General features: G+C 57.1%; 19 protein-coding genes. 7 read left to right on the forward strand and 12 right to left on the reverse strand.

The genetic code is table 11. The features are described 5' to 3' along the window. Nucleotides 1-111: 111 nt before the first annotated feature. Together I5192_RS14670 and I5192_RS14675 are read right to left on the reverse strand one after the other, a co-directional pair. Nucleotides 112-459: a flagellar biosynthesis protein FlgN gene (locus I5192_RS14670; RefSeq protein ID WP_223117151.1), complete on the reverse strand. Its 348-nt coding sequence runs from the start codon at nucleotides 457-459 to the stop codon at nucleotides 112-114. Further along, nucleotides 452-724, reverse strand: a complete 273-nt coding sequence (locus I5192_RS14675) for a rod-binding protein (RefSeq protein WP_170398972.1) — start codon at nucleotides 722-724, stop codon at nucleotides 452-454. Before I5192_RS14675 ends, I5192_RS14670 begins: the two co-directional genes overlap by 8 nt. Before the next feature lie 115 nt (nucleotides 725-839). Here I5192_RS14675 and I5192_RS14680 point away from each other — a divergent pair, with 115 nt between their 5' ends. From I5192_RS14680 to I5192_RS14690, 3 genes are read left to right on the forward strand one after another with little or no spacing between them, the layout of a single operon-like run. Beyond that, on the forward strand, nucleotides 840-2,069 hold the full coding sequence (locus tag I5192_RS14680; protein WP_223117152.1) for a flagellar hook-length control protein FliK: 1,230 nt from the start codon (nucleotides 840-842) through the stop codon (nucleotides 2,067-2,069). A 3-nt stretch (nucleotides 2,070-2,072) separates the two neighbouring features. Continuing rightward, nucleotides 2,073-2,738: a flagellar hook capping FlgD N-terminal domain-containing protein gene (locus tag I5192_RS14685; RefSeq protein WP_223117153.1), complete on the forward strand. Its 666-nt coding sequence runs from the start codon at nucleotides 2,073-2,075 to the stop codon at nucleotides 2,736-2,738. Further along, nucleotides 2,731-3,660, forward strand: coding sequence for a phosphotransferase family protein (locus I5192_RS14690; RefSeq protein WP_255611936.1), 930 nt, complete (start codon nucleotides 2,731-2,733; stop codon nucleotides 3,658-3,660). Before I5192_RS14685 ends, I5192_RS14690 begins: the two co-directional genes overlap by 8 nt. Here I5192_RS14690 and I5192_RS14695 read toward each other — a convergent pair. From I5192_RS14695 to I5192_RS14715, 5 genes are all read right to left on the reverse strand, one after another. Next, nucleotides 3,655-4,956 (reverse strand): FAD-binding oxidoreductase, encoded by a 1,302-nt coding sequence (locus I5192_RS14695; protein WP_223117154.1) that lies wholly within the window; start codon nucleotides 4,954-4,956, stop codon nucleotides 3,655-3,657. The two genes, I5192_RS14690 and I5192_RS14695, sit on opposite strands and share 6 nt — an antisense overlap. After that, complete coding sequence (locus tag I5192_RS14700) at nucleotides 4,953-5,771, reverse strand: ABC transporter permease (protein WP_223117155.1); 819 nt, start codon at nucleotides 5,769-5,771, stop codon at nucleotides 4,953-4,955. Before I5192_RS14700 ends, I5192_RS14695 begins: the two co-directional genes overlap by 4 nt. Further along, on the reverse strand, nucleotides 5,768-6,658 hold the full coding sequence (locus I5192_RS14705; protein ID WP_170508943.1) for an ABC transporter permease subunit: 891 nt from the start codon (nucleotides 6,656-6,658) through the stop codon (nucleotides 5,768-5,770). Before I5192_RS14705 ends, I5192_RS14700 begins: the two co-directional genes overlap by 4 nt. Continuing rightward, complete coding sequence (locus tag I5192_RS14710) at nucleotides 6,658-7,785, reverse strand: ABC transporter ATP-binding protein (protein ID WP_170425908.1); 1,128 nt, start codon at nucleotides 7,783-7,785, stop codon at nucleotides 6,658-6,660. The genes I5192_RS14705 and I5192_RS14710 overlap by 1 nt, the downstream gene beginning before the upstream one ends. A gap of 70 nt (nucleotides 7,786-7,855) precedes the next feature. Next, nucleotides 7,856-8,941 carry a polyamine ABC transporter substrate-binding protein gene (locus I5192_RS14715; RefSeq protein ID WP_170508945.1) on the reverse strand — a complete coding sequence of 362 codons (1,086 nt, stop codon included), beginning with the start codon at nucleotides 8,939-8,941 and terminating at the stop codon, nucleotides 7,856-7,858. Nucleotides 8,942-9,081: 140 nt separating this feature from the next. Here I5192_RS14715 and I5192_RS14720 point away from each other — a divergent pair, with 140 nt between their 5' ends. Together I5192_RS14720 and I5192_RS14725 are read left to right on the forward strand one after the other, a co-directional pair. Then, complete coding sequence (locus tag I5192_RS14720) at nucleotides 9,082-9,765, forward strand: GntR family transcriptional regulator (protein WP_170406782.1); 684 nt, start codon at nucleotides 9,082-9,084, stop codon at nucleotides 9,763-9,765. Between the two features lie 75 nt (nucleotides 9,766-9,840). Next, nucleotides 9,841-11,238: an aspartate aminotransferase family protein gene (locus tag I5192_RS14725; protein ID WP_223118316.1), complete on the forward strand. Its 1,398-nt coding sequence runs from the start codon at nucleotides 9,841-9,843 to the stop codon at nucleotides 11,236-11,238. Nucleotides 11,239-11,278: 40 nt separating this feature from the next. Here I5192_RS14725 and I5192_RS14730 read toward each other — a convergent pair whose 3' ends face one another. Together I5192_RS14730 and I5192_RS14735 are read right to left on the reverse strand one after the other, a co-directional pair. After that, the gene (locus I5192_RS14730; RefSeq protein ID WP_255611939.1) at nucleotides 11,279-12,571 is read right to left on the reverse strand and encodes a lytic murein transglycosylase; all 1,293 of its coding nucleotides are present in this window, start codon (nucleotides 12,569-12,571) and stop codon (nucleotides 11,279-11,281) included. Between the two features lie 94 nt (nucleotides 12,572-12,665). Continuing rightward, the gene (locus I5192_RS14735; RefSeq protein WP_170663276.1) at nucleotides 12,666-13,373 is read right to left on the reverse strand and encodes a YafY family protein; all 708 of its coding nucleotides are present in this window, start codon (nucleotides 13,371-13,373) and stop codon (nucleotides 12,666-12,668) included. Between the two features lie 82 nt (nucleotides 13,374-13,455). On the opposite strand from I5192_RS14735, the gene I5192_RS14740 reads away from it, so the two are divergent. Together I5192_RS14740 and I5192_RS14745 are read left to right on the forward strand one after the other, a co-directional pair. Next, entirely contained in the window at nucleotides 13,456-14,154 is a 699-nt protein-coding gene (locus I5192_RS14740; protein ID WP_255611943.1) for a glutathione S-transferase family protein, read from the forward strand. After that, nucleotides 14,151-14,537, forward strand: a complete 387-nt coding sequence (locus I5192_RS14745) for a DUF1801 domain-containing protein (protein WP_223117158.1) — start codon at nucleotides 14,151-14,153, stop codon at nucleotides 14,535-14,537. Before I5192_RS14740 ends, I5192_RS14745 begins: the two co-directional genes overlap by 4 nt. On the opposite strand, the gene rnr is transcribed toward I5192_RS14745, so the two are convergent. Genes rnr through dapE form a run of 3 tightly spaced genes read right to left on the reverse strand, consistent with a single transcriptional unit; the run spans nucleotide 14,528 to nucleotide 18,562 of the window. Beyond that, complete coding sequence (rnr, locus tag I5192_RS14750) at nucleotides 14,528-16,786, reverse strand: ribonuclease R (protein WP_223117159.1); 2,259 nt, start codon at nucleotides 16,784-16,786, stop codon at nucleotides 14,528-14,530. The two genes, I5192_RS14745 and rnr, sit on opposite strands and share 10 nt — an antisense overlap. Before the next feature lie 57 nt (nucleotides 16,787-16,843). Further along, complete coding sequence (locus I5192_RS14755) at nucleotides 16,844-17,419, reverse strand: TIGR04282 family arsenosugar biosynthesis glycosyltransferase (RefSeq protein WP_223117160.1); 576 nt, start codon at nucleotides 17,417-17,419, stop codon at nucleotides 16,844-16,846. Between the two features lie 3 nt (nucleotides 17,420-17,422). Continuing rightward, nucleotides 17,423-18,562 carry a succinyl-diaminopimelate desuccinylase gene (gene dapE / locus I5192_RS14760; protein WP_223117161.1) on the reverse strand — a complete coding sequence of 380 codons (1,140 nt, stop codon included), beginning with the start codon at nucleotides 18,560-18,562 and terminating at the stop codon, nucleotides 17,423-17,425. Between the last annotated feature and the right edge of the window lie 127 nt (nucleotides 18,563-18,689).

The raw sequence follows: 18,689 nt of genomic DNA on the forward strand, positions 1-18,689 counted from the left end.
GGCCTTCGCGCCACCCGTTGTTTCAGGTGCATCGCCACATTTGCCCCCGATCTCCTAACGGAGTGCTAAGACGGGCAAATCCGAAATCTCGAATTTGAATCAAACCTGATGCTATGCCCGTTTTTCCAGCTTTGCCCGCGATCGCAAGGCAAACCCACTACGCTGCCCCGAGGCGTCATAAGTACTGAACTCCTGCCGGACCTGTTTCAGTTCCGCCATTCGGTCCGCCACAGCCCGAATACCCTCGGCCGCACTATTCAATAGGGCTTGATTGCGCACGACCTTCGTCTGGATCCGGATCAGATCATCGCTTTCCAACACCTGCAGATCATTTATTGCATCGATCAGATTCTCTTTTTCAGGCACCAATCGATCCAGATCGGTCAAATCCCCCTGAACCAGGGCTGTGCGCTCCAGATCCAAAAGGTCTTCCAGTGCCTGAATCAGATCTTTATCCATCGGACTTCTCCATCATTGCATTGAACAAAATTTCCGAAAGGCCGATTCCACCCGCCTTTGCCATTTGCTGTGCCTGCTGTTGCACCAGAAACGAAGCAAACTGATCTTCGCCTGCGCCACCGCCAAAGGAACTTCGTGCTTGGCCGAGTCCTGCTGACTTGAGCATTTCAGCCAGAAAAGCGGCTTCCAGCTCAACAGAGGCGGCTTTCAGCTTCTGTGGAATCTGGGCGGAGTGCATGGTCGCACTGGTAGATGTAATCGTCATCGGATTCTCCGAAAATTGCTATGAACTTTCTCGATCAAAGGGGAAAGCGGTTAAAATAAACGTAACTTCCTGTGGGCACAGTGCCGGCCAGATCAAAGAAACCCCGGAGCGAAAAATGACCAACCCGCTGACGATCATGTCGCCTGCATCTGCCACGGGTGACAAACCGGGGGCATCTCAGGGTAAAGAGCGTGATACCAAAGGTGGGTTTGCCTTTGAGGAAGTGCTCAATGAGGATGTCGAACAAATCGAGTTGAAGGATGTAGATCCGTTTGTGGCTGATTCAAACCTGCCATCCGAACAATCAGAAATTCCATCTGTTTCTACGGCAGATTCAACTGAGACAATCAAAACCGACGAACTAGAGCCCGCCCAACTGCAGGTGGCTGCGCAAGAGGTCGCAGATGCGCCGAAACACCACGCAGATTTTGCCGTCGGTGAGACGAACCATGTTGCCGCTCCGCCCAGCCCGGTACAGCAAATTTCGCAGTTGGCCTCTGAAAACTCAACGCTAAGACAAAATACAGGCTTGCCCGAAGCGGCTGCCCCAAGGCCTGACGCAAACGTTCTTCGAGCGCCAACCCAAGTTCCGATCCATGATGTTAGCGGAAATGGATATCTACACCAAATGCCGGCCTCAGACGCGCTAAATGCTAGCTTTGTGGGGGATACGTTTTCGAAACTGGAACCGCCAAGTCCTGAAACAGAGGTGCCACTCGTCGCACGCGCAGTTGAGCCTGTAGAGGCTCGAATAACCCAGCAAACTGTCATTTCTGCCGCCTTGAAACCGCAGGCAACAGCTTGGAATCTCGACCGGGCTCCGGGCGATGCTATTGCGGAAACGGCGATCAGCGCGGAAGTTGATGACCTTTTTGCTGTCAAAGACACAGCGGTGGGCCACACGATACGCGACACGACGCAAGCGATGCCCGTCGCCGCAGCCCGCGCGGAAACGGCACGCACGATTGCGGGGCAACTGGCCGCTTCGATTTTGACCCGACCAAATACCGGTGGCGTTGAAATAGCCCTGAACCCCGAAGAGCTTGGGCGCGTATCAATCACGCTCAACGGTCGAGAAGACGGGTTTCATCTATCGATCGCGGCCGAACGGCCCGAAACACTGGACCTGATGCGGCGACACATTGCGATTCTGTCGGCTGAGTTCGAAAAGCTGGGTTATGGGGATCTGTCGCTTGATCTTAGCATGTCCGGGGACTCGTCCCGGCATGGTGATCCATCAGAGCCTGACCCTTCCTCAGAAACGGTCGAAATGGTTCGTGACGCGGACCATAAGGCACCCACACTTTCGGCCGGCCCTGAAAGGGGCCTTGATATGAGGCTTTAATTGATGATTTCAGCGACCAATTCAGTGACCGCAACGGGTGCAAATCCCGGCGCAAACAACAATTCGGAACGCTCGGCACTGACGTCAGATTTCGAGACCTTTCTGCGCATGCTGACCGTGCAGGCGCGCAATCAGGATCCGCTTGAACCTCTGGATTCCTCCGAATATGCCTCTCAGCTGGCGCAGTTCTCGATGGTCGAACAACAAGTCAAAGCCAATGAGCTTCTGTCTGGTCTCGCGCTGACAATGGGGGCAGTCGATCTTAATCAGCTCACCGGGTGGGTTGGGATGAATGTCAAAACCGATGCACCGTTTCGCTTTGTAGATCAGCCTGTTCTGATTTTTGCTCAGGCCGAACCCACTGCCGACCGGGCCGAGCTGGTCATCCGCAATGACCAGGGCACCATTGTCGATCGTATCCCTGTGCCTACTGATAAGGCCGAATTCGAGTGGGCCGGGGTCAGCAGTGCCGGTGATCCCTTTCCCGCTGGCAGTTACTCAGCCACATTGGAGAGCTTCAAAAGAGGTGAGTTACTAACCAGCACGCCCGCATCTGCCTTCGGTCGGGTGGTAGAGGCACAGGTCAGTGAAGGTGGCATCATCCTGAAACTGGAGAGCGGTGCAGAGGTGTCCGCCGAAATGGTCACGCAAATCCGCACGGGTGCTTGATCTAGAAGGCAAGGCGGGCCAAAGCTTGGTGCATCGCGACTCGCCCCCTAAACCGGTATCTCTCCTGTCTAATCATCACCAACCTCCCCCGGGTCTTGTTGCCCAGCTCAGCACCCAAGGTTTGATCCGCCACGACGTGACCTTCGAGGTGTTGTACGGTGGGCGGACCAATCATGTCTGGAAGGTTTTGTCCGGCAATAGTGATGCCGTTCTGAAGTTATTCAGCACCGGGTTTCAGAACCCCTTGTTTCGCAACGATGCCCGGCTTGAGTCAGAATGTCTGCGCACGCTCAACAGCTTTGGCTTCGTGCCCAATTTACGTGCCACGGGTTCCTTTGGAGACGACAGCTGGGTCTACTATGACCACGCACCGGGCGTCCCTTGGCAAGACGATGTTTCGGGCGTGGCCCATCTGCTTGGAAGGTTGCACCAAATTCCGGTCAATCTGGACCTCCCTAACGGCTGCAATGGCAGCGAAGATCTGGAACAGCACGCGTGTCAAATTCTGGCTGATTGCCACGCGGAAGAGCGGCGATCGTTGCTTGCAAAAAAACCTCAGGCCCAAGTACCGCCATTATCCGCGCGGTGCTTGATCCATGGCGATCCGGTCGCGGGAAACATCCTGCAATCGAAAAATGGGCTGACGCTGATCGATTGGCAATGCCCGGCCTTCGGTGACCCATGTGAAGACTTGGCGATATTCCTTTCACCTGCGATGCAGCAACTCTATCGAGGCGCGCCCTTGTCCGAGGCCGAAGAGACGCTGTTTCTTAAGGCCTACGACCAACCCGATATCACCGAACGCTATCTGTCATTGAGGCCTTGGTTTGCCTGGCGCATGGCCGCTTATTGTCTTTGGCGGGCCGAAAACGGTGCGGCTGATTATGCCATTGGGTATGAGTTGGAAGTTGAGGCCTTATAGGTCCGCCAGACCCAGATACGCATAGGCTGGCGGCATGACAGCGCGACGCCAACGGCCAAAGGGAAACCGCCCCGGCGCACCCGCAATAGGGGACGGAATGTCTGCGGATTGCCCCAGCACCAGTCGCGCCAAAGCACGTCCACAATAGGTTCCCATCGCCACACCATTGCCGTGGTAAGCAAACCCTGCATACATCCCCGGATGCTCAGGAACCGGGCCCACAAAGGGCACAAGGTTCCGGGCAAGGCAAACCATGCCGGACCACTTATGTGTGACATCGATCGTGTCCCAGGCGGGGAACATCCGCCTGAAATCCCCGAAGGCCTTTTGCCGAATGCGCGCCTCAGCCCCAGGGGATGAAAGCAGCCCCCCTCGTGTCCCAAACAGAAATCGTCGATTGGGCATCAATCGGAAATAGTGCAGCAAATTACGCGTGTCATAGGCCATCTGATCCGACGTCCAGCCTTGCGCCTGCAGCTCGACATCAGTCAGAGGCCGCGTCACAAGAACCGTTGACTGTGCAGGCATATAACGCGCGGCCAACCAGGGCGGCAGATCCTCGCTTGAGTAGCCATTTGTGCACACCAGAACGTTCGAAGCACGAACGTGACCCGCAGGCGAGGTCAGCACGAATCCCGAGGTGGCCTGTTTGATCTGCGTGATCGGGCTGTTCTGGAACAGAGTTGCGCCCTTTGCCTGGGCAGCGCCTGCCAAGCCGAACAGATACTTTCGGGGGTTCAGGGCAAAACCAATCGGAGTTGTATAGCCGCCGAAAAACGCACCGCCCAACCCAAGGCTCCTCAGTTCGCCGATTTCGTGCAATTGTCCGGCCGGATCGGCCGACCGGCGCAATCGTTCCATCGCGCGCCGTGAATGGGCCAGTTGAGTTTCACCCTTGGAATGCGTTTCGGCGTCGATTTGGTTATCACGCAGAAGGTCAGCAACCAGTGAAACGGCGTCTTCTTCCGCTTGGTAATAGGCCTGCGTTGCCATCTGACCATAGCGACGTGTCAGACCAGCCTTGCTGAGCTTTGACCCGCCCAGACAACAAAAGCCCCCGTTTCGACCGGACGCCCCCCAGCCCGGTGTTTCCGCCTCGAACACAGCGACCGAAACCCCTGCCTCGGACAGATGCAATGCGGCGGACAAGCCGGTAAACCCGCCCCCGATGACGGCGACGTCAACGCTGATATCGTCTTCGAGCTTTGGCCAAGCAGGGGTCGCGATCGTCTCATCCCACCAACACCCCGCGCGTGGCGCGGGGCCGTAGGCATAATCAGGAAATATACGCCTCATTCAGCGCTTGCCGCGGCCAACTCATCCTGTTTCTGCCGAACCATCGCCCGCTTGGTCACCAGGGACGCGGTAATAACGCCCACCGTGACAACGGCGATCATTAACGTCGACAGCGCGTTGATCTCTGGACTGACCCCCAGACGCACGGCCGAGAAAATCTTGATCGGCAACGTGGTGGCAGAAGGTCCAGATGTAAACGAGGCAATCACAAGGTCATCCAGCGATAGGGTGAAAGCCAGCAGCCATCCCGAAATCACTGCAGGCGCGATGATTGGCAGTGTGACCAGACGAAACGCCTGCGCCGGAGAGCAGCCCAGGTCCAGCGCCGCCTCTTCCAACGACCGATCAAAGGTCACAAGACGCGAGGATACGACGACCGAGACAAAACACATCGAAAACGTCGTGTGCGCCAGAACGATGGTCAAGATCCCCCGGTCCAATCCGATGCCAATGAACAACAACAGCAGCGACAGACCCGTGATCACTTCGGGCATCACGAGCGGGGCATAGATCATCCCGGAAAACAGCGTGCGCCCAAAGAACCGTCCGCCGCGCACCAGAACGTAAGCTGCTGCGGTGCCCAGAATCGTGGCCAACGTTGACGAGAACACAGCCACACGCAGCGTGACCCAGGCTGCATCAAGAAAGGCTTGGTTCTGCATCAACTCGCCGTACCATTTGGTCGAAAAACCGGCCCAAACAGTGACTAGCTTGCTTTCGTTGAAGCTGAAGATGATCAGGATGATCATCGGGATATACAGAAAGGCAAATCCCAGCGTCAGTGAGACAGTGTTGAACCAGCTCAGCCTGTTCATTGTTCTGCCTCCGTCTGCTTTTGCTGGTTGCGCTGGAACAGCACAATCGGGATCACGAGGATGAGCAACAGAACCACGGCCACCGCGCTGGCGACGGGCCAATCGCGGTTCGAGAAGAACTCTTCCCACAGCACCTTACCGATCATCAAGGTCCCCGATCCGCCCAGTAGCGAGGGGATTACGAATTCCCCAATCACCGGAATCATCACGAGGAAGCAGCCCGCGATAATACCGGGGCGCGACAAGGGGATTGTGATCAACCAGAATGCCTGCAGTCGCGAACACCCAAGGTCTTCGGCGGCTTCGATCAGCGACCCGTCCATCCGTTCAAGCGACGAATAAATCGGCAGGATCATAAAAGGTAGGTAGGTATAAACGATACCGATATAAACTGCGGTATTCGTGTTCAGAATGGTCAACGGGGTCGAGATGATGCCCGTCCACAGCAACAATTGGTTCAGATAGCCTTCGTTGCTGAGGATACCCATCCATGCGTAGACCCGGATCAGAAACGAAGTCCAGAACGGCAGGATGACCAGCATCATGAATGTAGGTCGCCACTCTTCAGGTGCGCGCGCCATCGCATATGCGATCGGATACCCGACAATCAGCGTCAACACCGTTGAGATCAGCGCGATCTTCACGCTGGACAGATAGGCCTTCCAATAAAGATCATCTTCAGTCAGCCAGACAAAGTTTTCCAGATCAAGCTGGCTGAAGAAATCCCTGATACCCGCCCAACCTGCGGACAGGTCCAGCGTCGGAGTGTAGGGCGGAATGGCAAGTGCGGTGTCTGAAAGCGATATCTTTAGGACGATAAAGAACGGCACCAAGAACAGTGCCAGCAACCAGACATACGGGACAGCGATAAGAACAGCGCGGCGCATCAGTTTTCCAGCAGAACTGCGGCAGTCGCTGTCCAGGACAGCCAAACCGGGTCTTCCCAGGTGAACGAGCGGCGCGAGATGCGGCGGGTATTCGCTGTTTGCGCTTTGATAATCGTGCCGTTTGGCAGTTCGACATGATAGGTCGACAAGTTGCCCAGATAGGCGATGTCATGCACCTTGCCTTGAATGGCGTTGATCGCATCGACCGGGCGCTCGGCAGATATCGCGACCTTTTCAGGCCGGATCGCCAGATGACAGCTCTGACCATTGGACAGTTGGGTCGCGGAAGACGCCGCTAACGGGGGTTGCCCTTCTGCCCACTCGATCTGATAGCTTTCGTCGCCTGCTGCGGTAGCGCGTCCCTCAATGATATTCACATCCCCAATGAAATCAGCAACATAAACCGAGTTTGGCGTCTCATAGATGCGATCTGGAGTTGCCACTTGCATCAGTTTGCCCTGATCCATCACGGCCACTCGGCTGGCAACGGTCATCGCCTCTTCCTGATCGTGCGTCACGATGACAAAGGTCGTGCCGGTTTTTTCCTGAATGTCCATCAACTCGAACTGAGTATCCTGACGGAGTTTCTTATCCAAAGCGCCCAAAGGTTCGTCGAGCAATAGCAGTTTTGGTGCTTTGGCCAATGACCGGGCCAGCGCAACGCGTTGGCGTTGACCACCCGAGATCTGGTGCGGCTTGCGGCGTGCGAACTGTTCCAGCCGGGTTAGGCGCAGCATCTCATCGACCCGCTCTTCCAGATCACGTTTGGGCATGTTGTCCCGGCGCAGGCCAAAGGCGATGTTGTCCCAGATGCTGAGATGAGGAAACAGCGCATACGACTGAAACATCATGTTTACCGCCCGTTTGTTGGGCGGGATCGGGTCGATATCCTGTCCACCCAGAAGGATGTGACCATCGGTAGGGGTTTCGAATCCGGCCAGCATCCGCATCATCGTGGTCTTGCCGCAGCCCGACGGGCCGAGCAGCGCAAAGAACTCACGCTCGTAGATATCCAATGAAAGATTGTCGATTGCGGTGAATGCGCCAAAACGCTTGGTGACGTTCTGGAACTGGATCAAGGGTTTCGCCTGCGGGTCATCCCACGGCGCAAAGACTTCAGAATTCAAGGCGGCCCCCGTTTATCGGTCAGGATAAAAATGGCGCAAGGCAGTGGGCCCGCCTTGCGCTATGATCAGATCAGGTGCCTGATTTCACTTTGGTCCAGAGACGTGTCACCACCCGCTGGGTCTTTGCCGGATAAGGTGTGGTGATGTAGAGGTTCTGCATGGTCGCATCATCCGGATAGATCGCCGGATCACCGATCACGTCCTCTTCAAGAAACTCCTGCGAGGCCTTGTTGCCGTTGGCGTAGTACACATAGTTCGACGCCGCAGCCATGTTGTTGGCATCCAGGATAAAGTTCAGGAACTGGTGCGCGCCTTCGGGGTTTGGTGCGTCGACCGGAATAGCCATCTGGTCAAACCACATCAGCGAGCCTTCCGCAAAGGGATGGTATTCAATGTCCACGCCGTTATCCGCTTCCGCCGCACGGTCGCGTGCCTGCAAGATGTCGCCCGACCAGCCGACAGCAACGCAGATATCACCATTGGCGAGCGCATTGATGTATTCCGAACTATGGAATTTCTGAACATACGGGCGCACACTGGTCAGAATTTCTTCGGTTTTCCCAATTACATCCGTGTCGTGGCTGTCAGGGTCTTCGCCGATATACTGCAGCACCATCGGAATGATCTCAGACGGTGCGTCGAGGAAATGCACCCCACACGAGGCCAGCTTTTCCATGTTCTCGGGCTTGAGCACCAGATCCATGCTGTTAAGCGCAACATCGTCGCCCAGCACTTCTTTGACCTTGCCGACATTCAACCCGATACCTGTCGTGCCCCACATATAGTTGATCGAGTAGGCGTTGTTGGGGTCATACCCTGCGGTTCGTTCCTGGATCACATCCCATAGGTTGCCTGCATTCGACAGCTTGGCGGCATCCAGTTCCTGGAATGCGCCGGCCTGGATCTGGCGTTGTAGGAACGTGCCTGAAGGCACAACCACATCATAGCCTGACCCACCGGCCAGCATTTTTGTTTCCAGAACCTCGTTGCTGTCGAACACATCGTAGATCAGGGTCAGCCCTGTTTCTTCTTCGAATTTGCTCAGCAGATCTTCGTCGATGTAGTCGGACCAGTTATAGACGCGCACTTCTTCAGCAAACGCGGCCGAAGTCCCCAATGCGACGATCGCTGTCATCCCCAGCGTTTTCAGTTTCATATTTTTCTCCCTGCAACTGTGCGGCCATTTTGACCTTTTTTTGGATTTGATCAAGTTTTGCGTTTCATGGCGGTTTCACCTATGGTCGGAATAGGTGAAGATTCTGGCAAGACAGAAACACTTGGATTGGGGCAAACCTTTTGGATTTGATCAAAAATAAAGCAGATACACCTCCGGTAGATGAAGAAAAACGCCCAGCGCACGAACAGGTCTATCGGACACTGAAATCCCAGATTCTGTTTGGCGATCTTGTGCCCGGGCAGCCGGTCACGATCCAGGGCCTGACTGATTCGCTTGGTGTCGGCATGACTCCGGTGCGCGAGGCAATACGCCGTCTGATTTCCGACGGCGCGCTCATTTTTCAGGGCAATCGTCGCGTGAGCGTCCCGCTGCTTTCAGCCAACGACATCGAGCAGATGATTTTTGCAAGAATTTCAATAGAAACAGAGCTTTCCAGGCGATCCACAAAGAACATATCTATAACCGAGATCGACTATCTTGAGCAGCTGGATCAACGATTGGACAATATGATCGCGGATGGAGATGTAGGGGGTTACCTGCGTTTGAACCACGCCTTTCACCAATCTCTGTATTCCCATGCGGACGCTCCGATACTTGTTGATCTAGCCGAACGGCTATGGCTGCGATTCGGCCCTTCGTTGCGCATCGTTTGCGGTCGCTTCGGCACTCAAAGCCTGCCCGACAGACACAAAGACATTATTGCCGCGCTACGTGAGCGAGATGCAGAAAAGGCCGCGTTAGCAACAGCGCAGGACATTGAGCAGGGTATGGGAATGATGGGCGATGCTTTGCCAAGCACCTAGAAACCAGCGATTCGATTGACAGCATAAAATTTGATCATATTCTATCTGGCAACGACGCTTGCTGGAGAATCCGAGATGTCCACCATCACCAATCACATGCCCACTGCCGAATTGCAGGCGCTGGACGCAGCACACCATCTGCATCCTTTTTCAACCAATGAGTCGCTGGCAGACGAAGGTGTCAGGGTCATCACCCGTGCCAAGGGCGTCTATCTGACCGATAGCGAAGGTCATGAAATTCTGGATGGTATGGCCGGATTGTGGTGCGTGAATATCGGATATGGCCGCGACGAGCTGGCCGATGCAGCCGCACGTCAAATGCGCGAGCTGCCGTACTATAATACTTTCTTCAAGACGACCCATACGCCCGCCATTGCGCTGGCTGCAAAACTGGCTGAGCTTGCGCCAGGTGATCTGAACCATGTCTTCTTTGCCGGAAGCGGGTCCGAGGCCAACGACACCAACATCCGTCTAGTGCGCACCTATTGGGCCGAAAAAGGTCAGCCGGACAAGAACATCATCATCAGCCGCAAGAATGCCTATCACGGTTCCTCTGTTGGATCGGCGTCGTTGGGTGGCATGGCAGGAATGCATGCGCAGGGCGGCATTCCAATCCCGAATATCCACCATATCAACCAGCCGAACTGGTGGGCGGAAGGCGGCGATATGAGCCCCGAGGAATTCGGCCTTGCCCGCGCGCGCGAGCTGGAAGAAGCCATTCAGGAACTGGGCGAAGATCGCGTCGCTGCTTTCATCGCCGAACCTGTGCAGGGCGCAGGCGGCGTGATAATCGCACCCGACACATATTGGCCTGAAATTCAGCGCATCTGCGACAAGTACGATATACTGCTGATCGCGGATGAGGTGATCTGCGGGTTTGGCCGAACCGGCAACTGGTTCGGCTCGCAAACCGTCGGGATCAAACCGCATATCATGACAATCGCCAAGGGCCTTAGCTCAGGCTATGCACCTATTGGCGGATCGATCGTCTGCGACGAAGTCGCCCGTGTCATCAGCGCCACCGAGTTCAACCATGGCTACACCTATTCCGGCCACCCGGTTGCCGCAGCAGTTGCGCTCGAAAATCTGCGCATCCTCGAAGAAGAAAACGTCGTCGATCACGTGCGCAACGTGGTCGCGCCCTATATGAAAAAGAAATGGGACGCATTGGTCGAGCATCCGCTGGTCGGAGAGGCAAAGATCGCAGGCTTGATGGGGTCCATCGCATTGACGCCTGAAAAGGCAAGCCGAGCCAAGTTCGCATCAGATCCCGGCACGATCGGATATATCTGCCGCGAACATTGCTTCAAAAACAATCTGATCATGCGTCATGTGGACGACCGCTTGGTCATCTCTCCGCCGTTGGTCATTACCCCGGCCGAAATCGATGAGATGTTCGTGCGCATTCAAAAATCGTTGGATGATGCGTTGGTTGAAATCAACGAAAAAGGTCTGATGAAGCCTGCGTCTTGATCATTAGATCATGGGCGACCCAATTGGGTCGCCCTGATTATCAGCGCATCCTTTCCAAGAGGCCGAGCGACGGGTATCCATCCGGGATCAACCCCTGAGCAACCTGAAACGCGCGCACCGCGTTAATCGTATTTGGCCCGGTGCGCCCATCGATCCCTTGTGTATCGAAGCCCGCCTGAGTCAGCCGACGCTGTAGTTCTTTCTTTTCAGTAAAGCTCAATACGCGATCGCCACGCGGCCAATCGGCCTCAAACGGAGAGCCTCCTGCAAGCCGGTCGGACAGATGCCCGATGCCGATCACATAGGCATCGGCGCCGTTGTAGGCCTCGATCACTCTGAAATTATTGAAGATCATCAGGGCGACACCCCGACCACCCGCCGGTAACAAGATTGCTGCTTGCCCGTGATCGGGCACTGCCTTGCCCGAGTAAGCAAGAACCCCTCGGGCCGCCCATTCCGACGGCATCAGAGTGAAATCTCGCCGCGCGTTGGCGTAGTCAAAGTCGGATGGTAGTTGCACTTCGACCCCCCAAGGTTGGCCTTTGGTCCATCCATGTTTTGCCAAATAGGAAGCGGCTGATGCTAAGGCATCAGTTGGATTATCGGACCAGATCTCGCGACGCCCATCTCCATCGAAATCAACCGCGTAATCAAGAAACGAGGTCGGCATGAACTGTGTATGCCCCATCGCCCCAGCCCAACTGCCAACCATATTCTTAGGGTCGACATCCCCTGCCTGCAGTATCTGCAACGCGGCGATCAGCTGTTCCTCAAAAAAGCTTGCTCGTCGAGCATCAAAGGCCAAAGTCGCCAGCGACCGAATGGTTTGCTTGCTTCCTCGGTAGGTGCCGAACGAAGTCTCAAGACCCCAGATCGCGGTCACGACCTCTTTTTCGACGCCGTACTGGGCTTCGATCCGGGTCAAAGTCTCGCGGTGCTTGTCTAGTCCAACGCGACCGTTGGAAATCCGCGTTTTTGAAACCGCTCCATCCAGATATTCCCAGATCGGTTTGGAAAACTCCGCCTGATTGCGATCGCGTTTGATGATGTCACTGTCATAGGTCACCCCAGCCAACGCCCGATCCAGCGTATTGACCGAGATGCCCTGCTCTTGCGCCCGCTTGCGAAATGCCCCCAGCCAAGCCTGAAATCGGGCATTCCCGTCTGCCGATACACGTTGCACCTCGACCTTAGGCCGCAGCACGGGCCGTACCGAGACCGTCACATCCGCCGAGGCCAGTTGCACATTGTCGACCATAGGTCGGGCCAGAGGCCGTATCGAATTTTCTGTTGTATCCGCCTGCACGATGGATGCCCATAATGCGGCGGTCATAACGCCACCTACACACTTACGCATTCCGTTTTATCCTGATTACTGCTCAGAGCCGATGATAGCGCACAATCGGGATTTCTCAAAACGCAGAACGTCAGGTTTCCTGATCCTGTTCCTCACGTTCCGCGCGAATACGGGCAATGGCGTCACGCAATAGCGATACGCGATTGGGTCGGAAGCTATCCTCGGTCACATCCATGCCCTGCATACGATCCAGCCGAAACACTCGGAAATCCTGACGCAGGTGGCACCAACTCAGCAATACGCTGGCACGGTCCATATAGACGATGCTCAGCGGATTGACCCGACGACGGGTGTCTGCGCCTTTGGCATCGGTATAGGCGAACTCGATCACGCGTTCATCCCACGCGGCTTGGCGTAAAATGGCGACGTCAATTGTTGGCACGGCTGGCCTGTCAAATCGCGTGGCGGTCAGAACAGCATGGCTCAGCCGATGCGACTGGCGCTGCGGCAACCGGCCCTGCAGCTTGCGTAGGGCCGCGCTTGCAGCATCCGACAGCGCCGGGTCTCCGATCAATTGCACCTCGCGCAAGCCCAACACCAGCGCTTCGAGCTCGTCATTGGTGAAACCCAACGGCGGTAGGGTCGCATCCTCGATTAGGGTGAACCCGAACCCGGCCTCTCCGTCGATTATCGCCCCGAGACCACGCAATGCATCGATATCCCGGTGCACTGTGCGCGGCGAAACGCCTAAATCCTGCGCCAATTGAACCGACGTTCTGGGCGAGGGGCCAGATCGTAGGGCCTGCATCAACTGAAAAAGACGGGCGGTGCGGGACATAGTATAGTCTACTCTAAGCCTAATGTCAGAATCTGTCATCAGTCCGGCGTATCCATCAGGCGTCCCAACTATGGAGCTGATGATGCTGACCCTTCTCACCTTCCCCTCTGCCTTTGGCCTGTTCAGCGCCAGCCCATTCTGTGTGAAAACGGCCCTGATGCTTCAAAACGCGGGCCTGCGCTGGCAACGGTCCGATCTGCTGGATCCACGCAAGATGCCACACCAGAAGCTGCCGGTTCTGCGCACGCCTGAACGTCTGATTCCGGACAGCGACCTGATCCGCGACTGGCTTGAGGCTCAGGGGGCCGATTTCGATGCTGGCCTGACCGACCTGCAAAAAGCCCAGTCCCGCGCACTGGTCCGCATGGCCGAGGAACACCTTTACTTTCATGTCGTGCAGGACCGTTGGGCCAATGATGAGGTTTGGCCAATCCTGCGCGATACATTCTTTACCGTCATTCCCGCACTGATCCGCAAGCCGGTTTCGAATTCGATCCGGAAATCCGTTCTCAAGGGGCTCGCGTTTCAAGGTGTATCCCGCTTTTCGCCCGTCGAACGACAAGACCGGCTGGAGCGCGACTTTGAGGCGATCTCGGCCTATCTTTGGCAATCGCCTTATCTGATGGGAGAGAAACCTACCTCGGCGGACATGAGCGTCGGTCCAATGCTGGCGGCGATGCGCGCGACACCATCAAACACCCCCCTGACCCGTCGGATTAAACAAGATAAACTGCTCAACAGCTATATCGACCGAATGGAGCAGGCGATCCCGCTATCATGACAGCCTTTGAGGACAAAAAAGTCGCTGCAGCCTATGAGGCGCTACCGGAAGAGACGCGCAATGGGGCACTAGCGCTGCGCGAGTTGATCTTCGAAACTGCGGCCTCGCTGCCAAGCGCTCAGCCTCTGGAAGAAGCGTTGCGGTGGGGCCAGCCCGCCTATCTGGCGCCCAAAGGCTCGACGATTCGTTTGGGCGGACACAAGGCGGCTTGCTTTGCGTTGTTCGTACACTGCCAAAGCCGACTGATGGGGGATTTTACTTCCGCCTTTCCTGGAGAGGATCGGATCGACGGCAATCGCGCGATTCTGTTCGACCGGCCCGATCAGATTGATCCTACGCGCCATGGCTGGCTGATTGCGCGCGCGCTTACTTATCATCTCTGACGGCGTTTGCGTTCGACCTTGCGCTTGATCTTGTCCTTCTTGCGCTTGGTGCTGGCGGCCTTGCGCCGCGTTCCGCGCTTGGCGGGGCCACGGCCGCGCGGCAGCGCCTGATCATCGATGGACAACAACTCCAATTCCAATCCGCCCGTCACCGGCGTCGCCTCGGTCAACCGCACCGTGACACGCTGGCCAATGGCGATGATCAGCCCGGTGTCCGAGCCCATCAGCGTCCCGGCCTCTCGGTCGAAATGGAAAAACTCTCGCCCCAGCGAACGCACTGGAACCAGACCGTCCGCTCCGGTCTCGTCCATCTTCACGAAGGCACCGAACCGGGCAATACCGCTGATCCGGCCAGAAAACTCATTGCCGACCCGCTCGCTGAGATAGGCCGCCAGATAGCGATCAGTCGTATCGCGCTCGGCCATCATCGAGCGGCGCTCGGTATCCGAAATATGGGTCGCCGTTTCTTCCAACCGTGCAATCTCATCCTCGGTCAATCCGTCCTTGCCCCAGCCATGGGCTGAGATCAGCGCGCGATGCACGATCAGATCAGCATAGCGCCGGATGGGAGAAGTGAAATGCGCATAGTTCCGCAGAGCCAGCCCAAAATGGCCGAAATTTTCGGGGTTGTAATAGGCCTGCGCCATCGACCGCAGGGTCGTCAGATTGATCAGCTCCGCATCCTCGTTACCAGCGGCGGCGTTTAGCAGCGCGTTCAGATGTCGGGTCTGCAATACCTGCCCTTTGGCGAGATTTAATCCCGCCGCCTGCGCCGTCTCTCTCAGGCTTTCCAGCTTTTCGGGCGCGGGCTCTTCGTGGACGCGGAACAGTAGCGGGCGGCGTTTGGTGATCAGGGTCTCGGCAGCGGCGACATTGGCGAGGATCATGAATTCCTCGATCAGCTTATGCGCATCCAGCCGGTCACGGAACGCGACGCTGGTCACCTCACCCGTATCGCTGAGTACGATTTTGCGCTCAGGCAGGTCCAGTTCCAGCGGCTGCCGCACGGAACGTGCCTTTTTCAGCGCAGCATAGGCGGCGTAAAGCGGATTCAGCACCGTATCCAACAGCGGCCCGGTGCGGTCGTTCGGGTTGCCGTCGATGGCCTCCTGCACCTCGGTATAATTCAGCGAGGCGGCAGAGCGCATCAGGCCGCGCACGAACCGGTGGCCGATCTTGTTGCCTTCGGCATCAATCTGCATCCGAACCGCGATACAAGCGCGCGGCACGCCTTCGTGCAGGGAGCATAGATCGCCGGACAGGCGATCCGGCAGCATCGGCACTACGCGGTCCGGGAAGTAACTGGAGTTGCCCCGCTTGCGTGCCTCGCGATCCAGAGCCGTACTGGGTTTCACATAGGCGGCGACGTCAGCGATGGCGACCCAGATCACATGGCCACCCGGGTTCTTGGGATCGTCATCGGCATGGGCATAGCAGGCGTCGTCGTGGTCCCGTGCATCCGCAGGATCGATGGTCAGCAACGGCATATCCCGCAGGTCTTCACGACCTTTCAGTCCAACGGGTTTGGCCTTGTCGGCTTCTTCGATTACCTTGTCCGGGAAGTCGTCGGGAATACCGTGTTGGTGGATGGCGATCAATGAGACAGCCTTGGGCGCGGTCGGATCGCCGAGCCGTTCAACAATACGCGCACGCGGCAGACCCATGCGGTTCTTGGGTCCGGCCTGTTCGGCCTCAACCAACTCACCATCCTTGGCCCCCAGAACGGCCCCGTCCGCGACCAGCCATTCTGTCTGACCAGCCTTGTCGATGGGCACGATCCGCCCGCCTTCGGCCCCTTTGCGGAAAATGCCGACGATCTTGCGCGGGTTGGTGCCGATGCGGCGGATCAAGCGGGCTTCGTAATTGTGATCTTCCTCATGCACCACGGTCAGGCGGGCCAGAATGCGGTCACCCTCACCCAGCGCCGGATCGCTGGCACGCGTTACGAGCAGAACGATGGGCTCGACCCCCTCACCGTGCCACTCCAACGGGCGCGCAAACAGGTCGCCATCTACGTTCGGGGCCTTCACCTGCAACACGCTGACCGGCGGCAGACGATCCGGATCGCGATAGCTGCGGTTGCGTTTTTCCAGATGGCCGTCGGCCTCAAGTTCTTTCAGGATACGCTTCAGATCGATCCGATCCGCGCCCTTGATGCCAAAAGCCTTGGCAATATCACGTTTCGAGGTCAGGGTAGGGTTCGCCGAGATCCAGTCGAGGACCTCTTGCTTGGTCGGAATGCGTGTCATGAGTTTGGCCTAGCACGAGCATGCAACCGCGTCATGGTCAAAAAGCGGTGCCTCATGTCAGCCGTGCAGATCGGCCACGGTATCCACATCGCGCAGATGATCCAGCAACGCCACCCGACGCCCGGGAATCGAAGCCAACGTGTCGGCCAACGCATGTCTCGTCGACCAACGCACGTCTTGGAACAGCCCCGAAGGCAGCGCCCCATAGCGCTGCGCACCGACCAGCCAATAGCCACCATCCGGGGCGGGCCCGAACACCATCTCAGCCCGGCCCAACGCGCGAAAAGCCCGCGCAATGTGACCCCGTGTAATGCCCGGAATATCCGCACCGATCAGGCACACCGGACCATCGGGAGCACCGCGCAACATCCGCCCCATGCGGTCGCCCAGATCTCCGCGCCCCTGAGGCTTCCGGGGTAAATCAACAGGCCAGACCCGACTGTTCATTCCCTCCCTATCCGGAGAGACCGCCAGTACAATCTGCCAGCGCGGATCACGCAGACGCCGGATCAGAGATCGCGTTTGATGCCGAAACCACCAAGCAGCCCTAACCAGGCCGATATCACGCCCCAAACGGGTCTTGACCCGCCCTGGACGTGGCTCTTTCACCATAATGACCAGCGTTTTCTGCATGGATCAGGCGAAGTAATCCGTCAGAATACGGGAATAGATCGCCTTGAGTTGATGAATTCGCGCCACTTCGACACATTCATCGACCTGATGCATGGTGCGCCCGACCAGACCAAACTCGACCACCGGGCAATGATCTTTGATGAAGCGGGCATCCGAGGTCCCGCCGGTGGTCGAAAGCGCGGGGCGGATATTGGTTTCTGCCTTAACAGCATGAGCTACCAGATCAGACAATGCCCCCGGAGGGGTCAGAAAGCTTTCACCCGAAATCTTGATCCGGGTCTCGACATCGACGCCGAACGCCTCGGCAACGGCGGCTGCCTCGGATTGCAACCAATCGCTCAAACTGGCCCCTGAATGCAGGTCATTGAACCGGATGTTCACTGTCCCAGAACATTGCGCCGGGATCACATTTGTCGCCGGATTACCGGTGTCGATCGTGACAACCGCCAAGGTCGAGGCGTCAAAGTGGTCGGTCCCCTGATCCAATTCGTGGCTGGCCAGCCGATCCATCAGCCGTGCCATCGCGGGCACCGGGTTCTTCGCCCGATGCGGATAGGCCGAATGCCCCTGCACTCCGGTCACAGTGAACCACGCAGTCATCGAACCGCGCCGGCCGATCTTCATCATTTCGCCCATCGTGTTCGGGCAAGTGGGTTCGCCCACCAGACAAACCGACATCCGCTCATCCGTTGCGGCCATATGATCCAGCAAAGCGACCGTGCCATCCAGCGCGTCGCCTTCTTCATCACCTGTGATCGTCAGGATCACTGCCCCATCCGGGGGCGTGTCACGCACAAAATCGATAGCCGCTGCCGCAAATGCTGCCACGCCCGATTTCATATCCGTCGCGCCCCGGCCGTACATCACCCCGTCCCGGACCTCGGCGCCGAAAGGAGGCATGGTCCAGGCTGCTTCATCCCCTACCGGAACCACATCCGTATGACCATTAAAGCCAAAGCTGCGCGCGTGACCCTTCTGCCCCCACCGGGCGAAGAGGTTGCAGGTTCCACCTCGATCTACGCGAGTGCAATAAAATCCGGCCTCCTCCAGCACTTGCTGCAGCAAGACCAAAGCCCCGCCTTCATCGGGTGTGACCGATGGGCAACGGATCAGATTTGCTGTCAGCTCAACTGGATCGGTCATATTGGGCCTCTTGTCCTTAGGGGTGCCTGTGTTCGTGCACAGATTCAACGAATTGCCCGGATTGCCAACCCCGAATAGTCGAATTCCGAGACCGAATGCCCAAGCGGCTTGATTTTGCACCCCAACA

This window comes from Ruegeria sp. SCSIO 43209 (assembly GCF_019904295.1).
GTDB lineage: Bacteria > Pseudomonadota > Alphaproteobacteria > Rhodobacterales > Rhodobacteraceae > Ruegeria.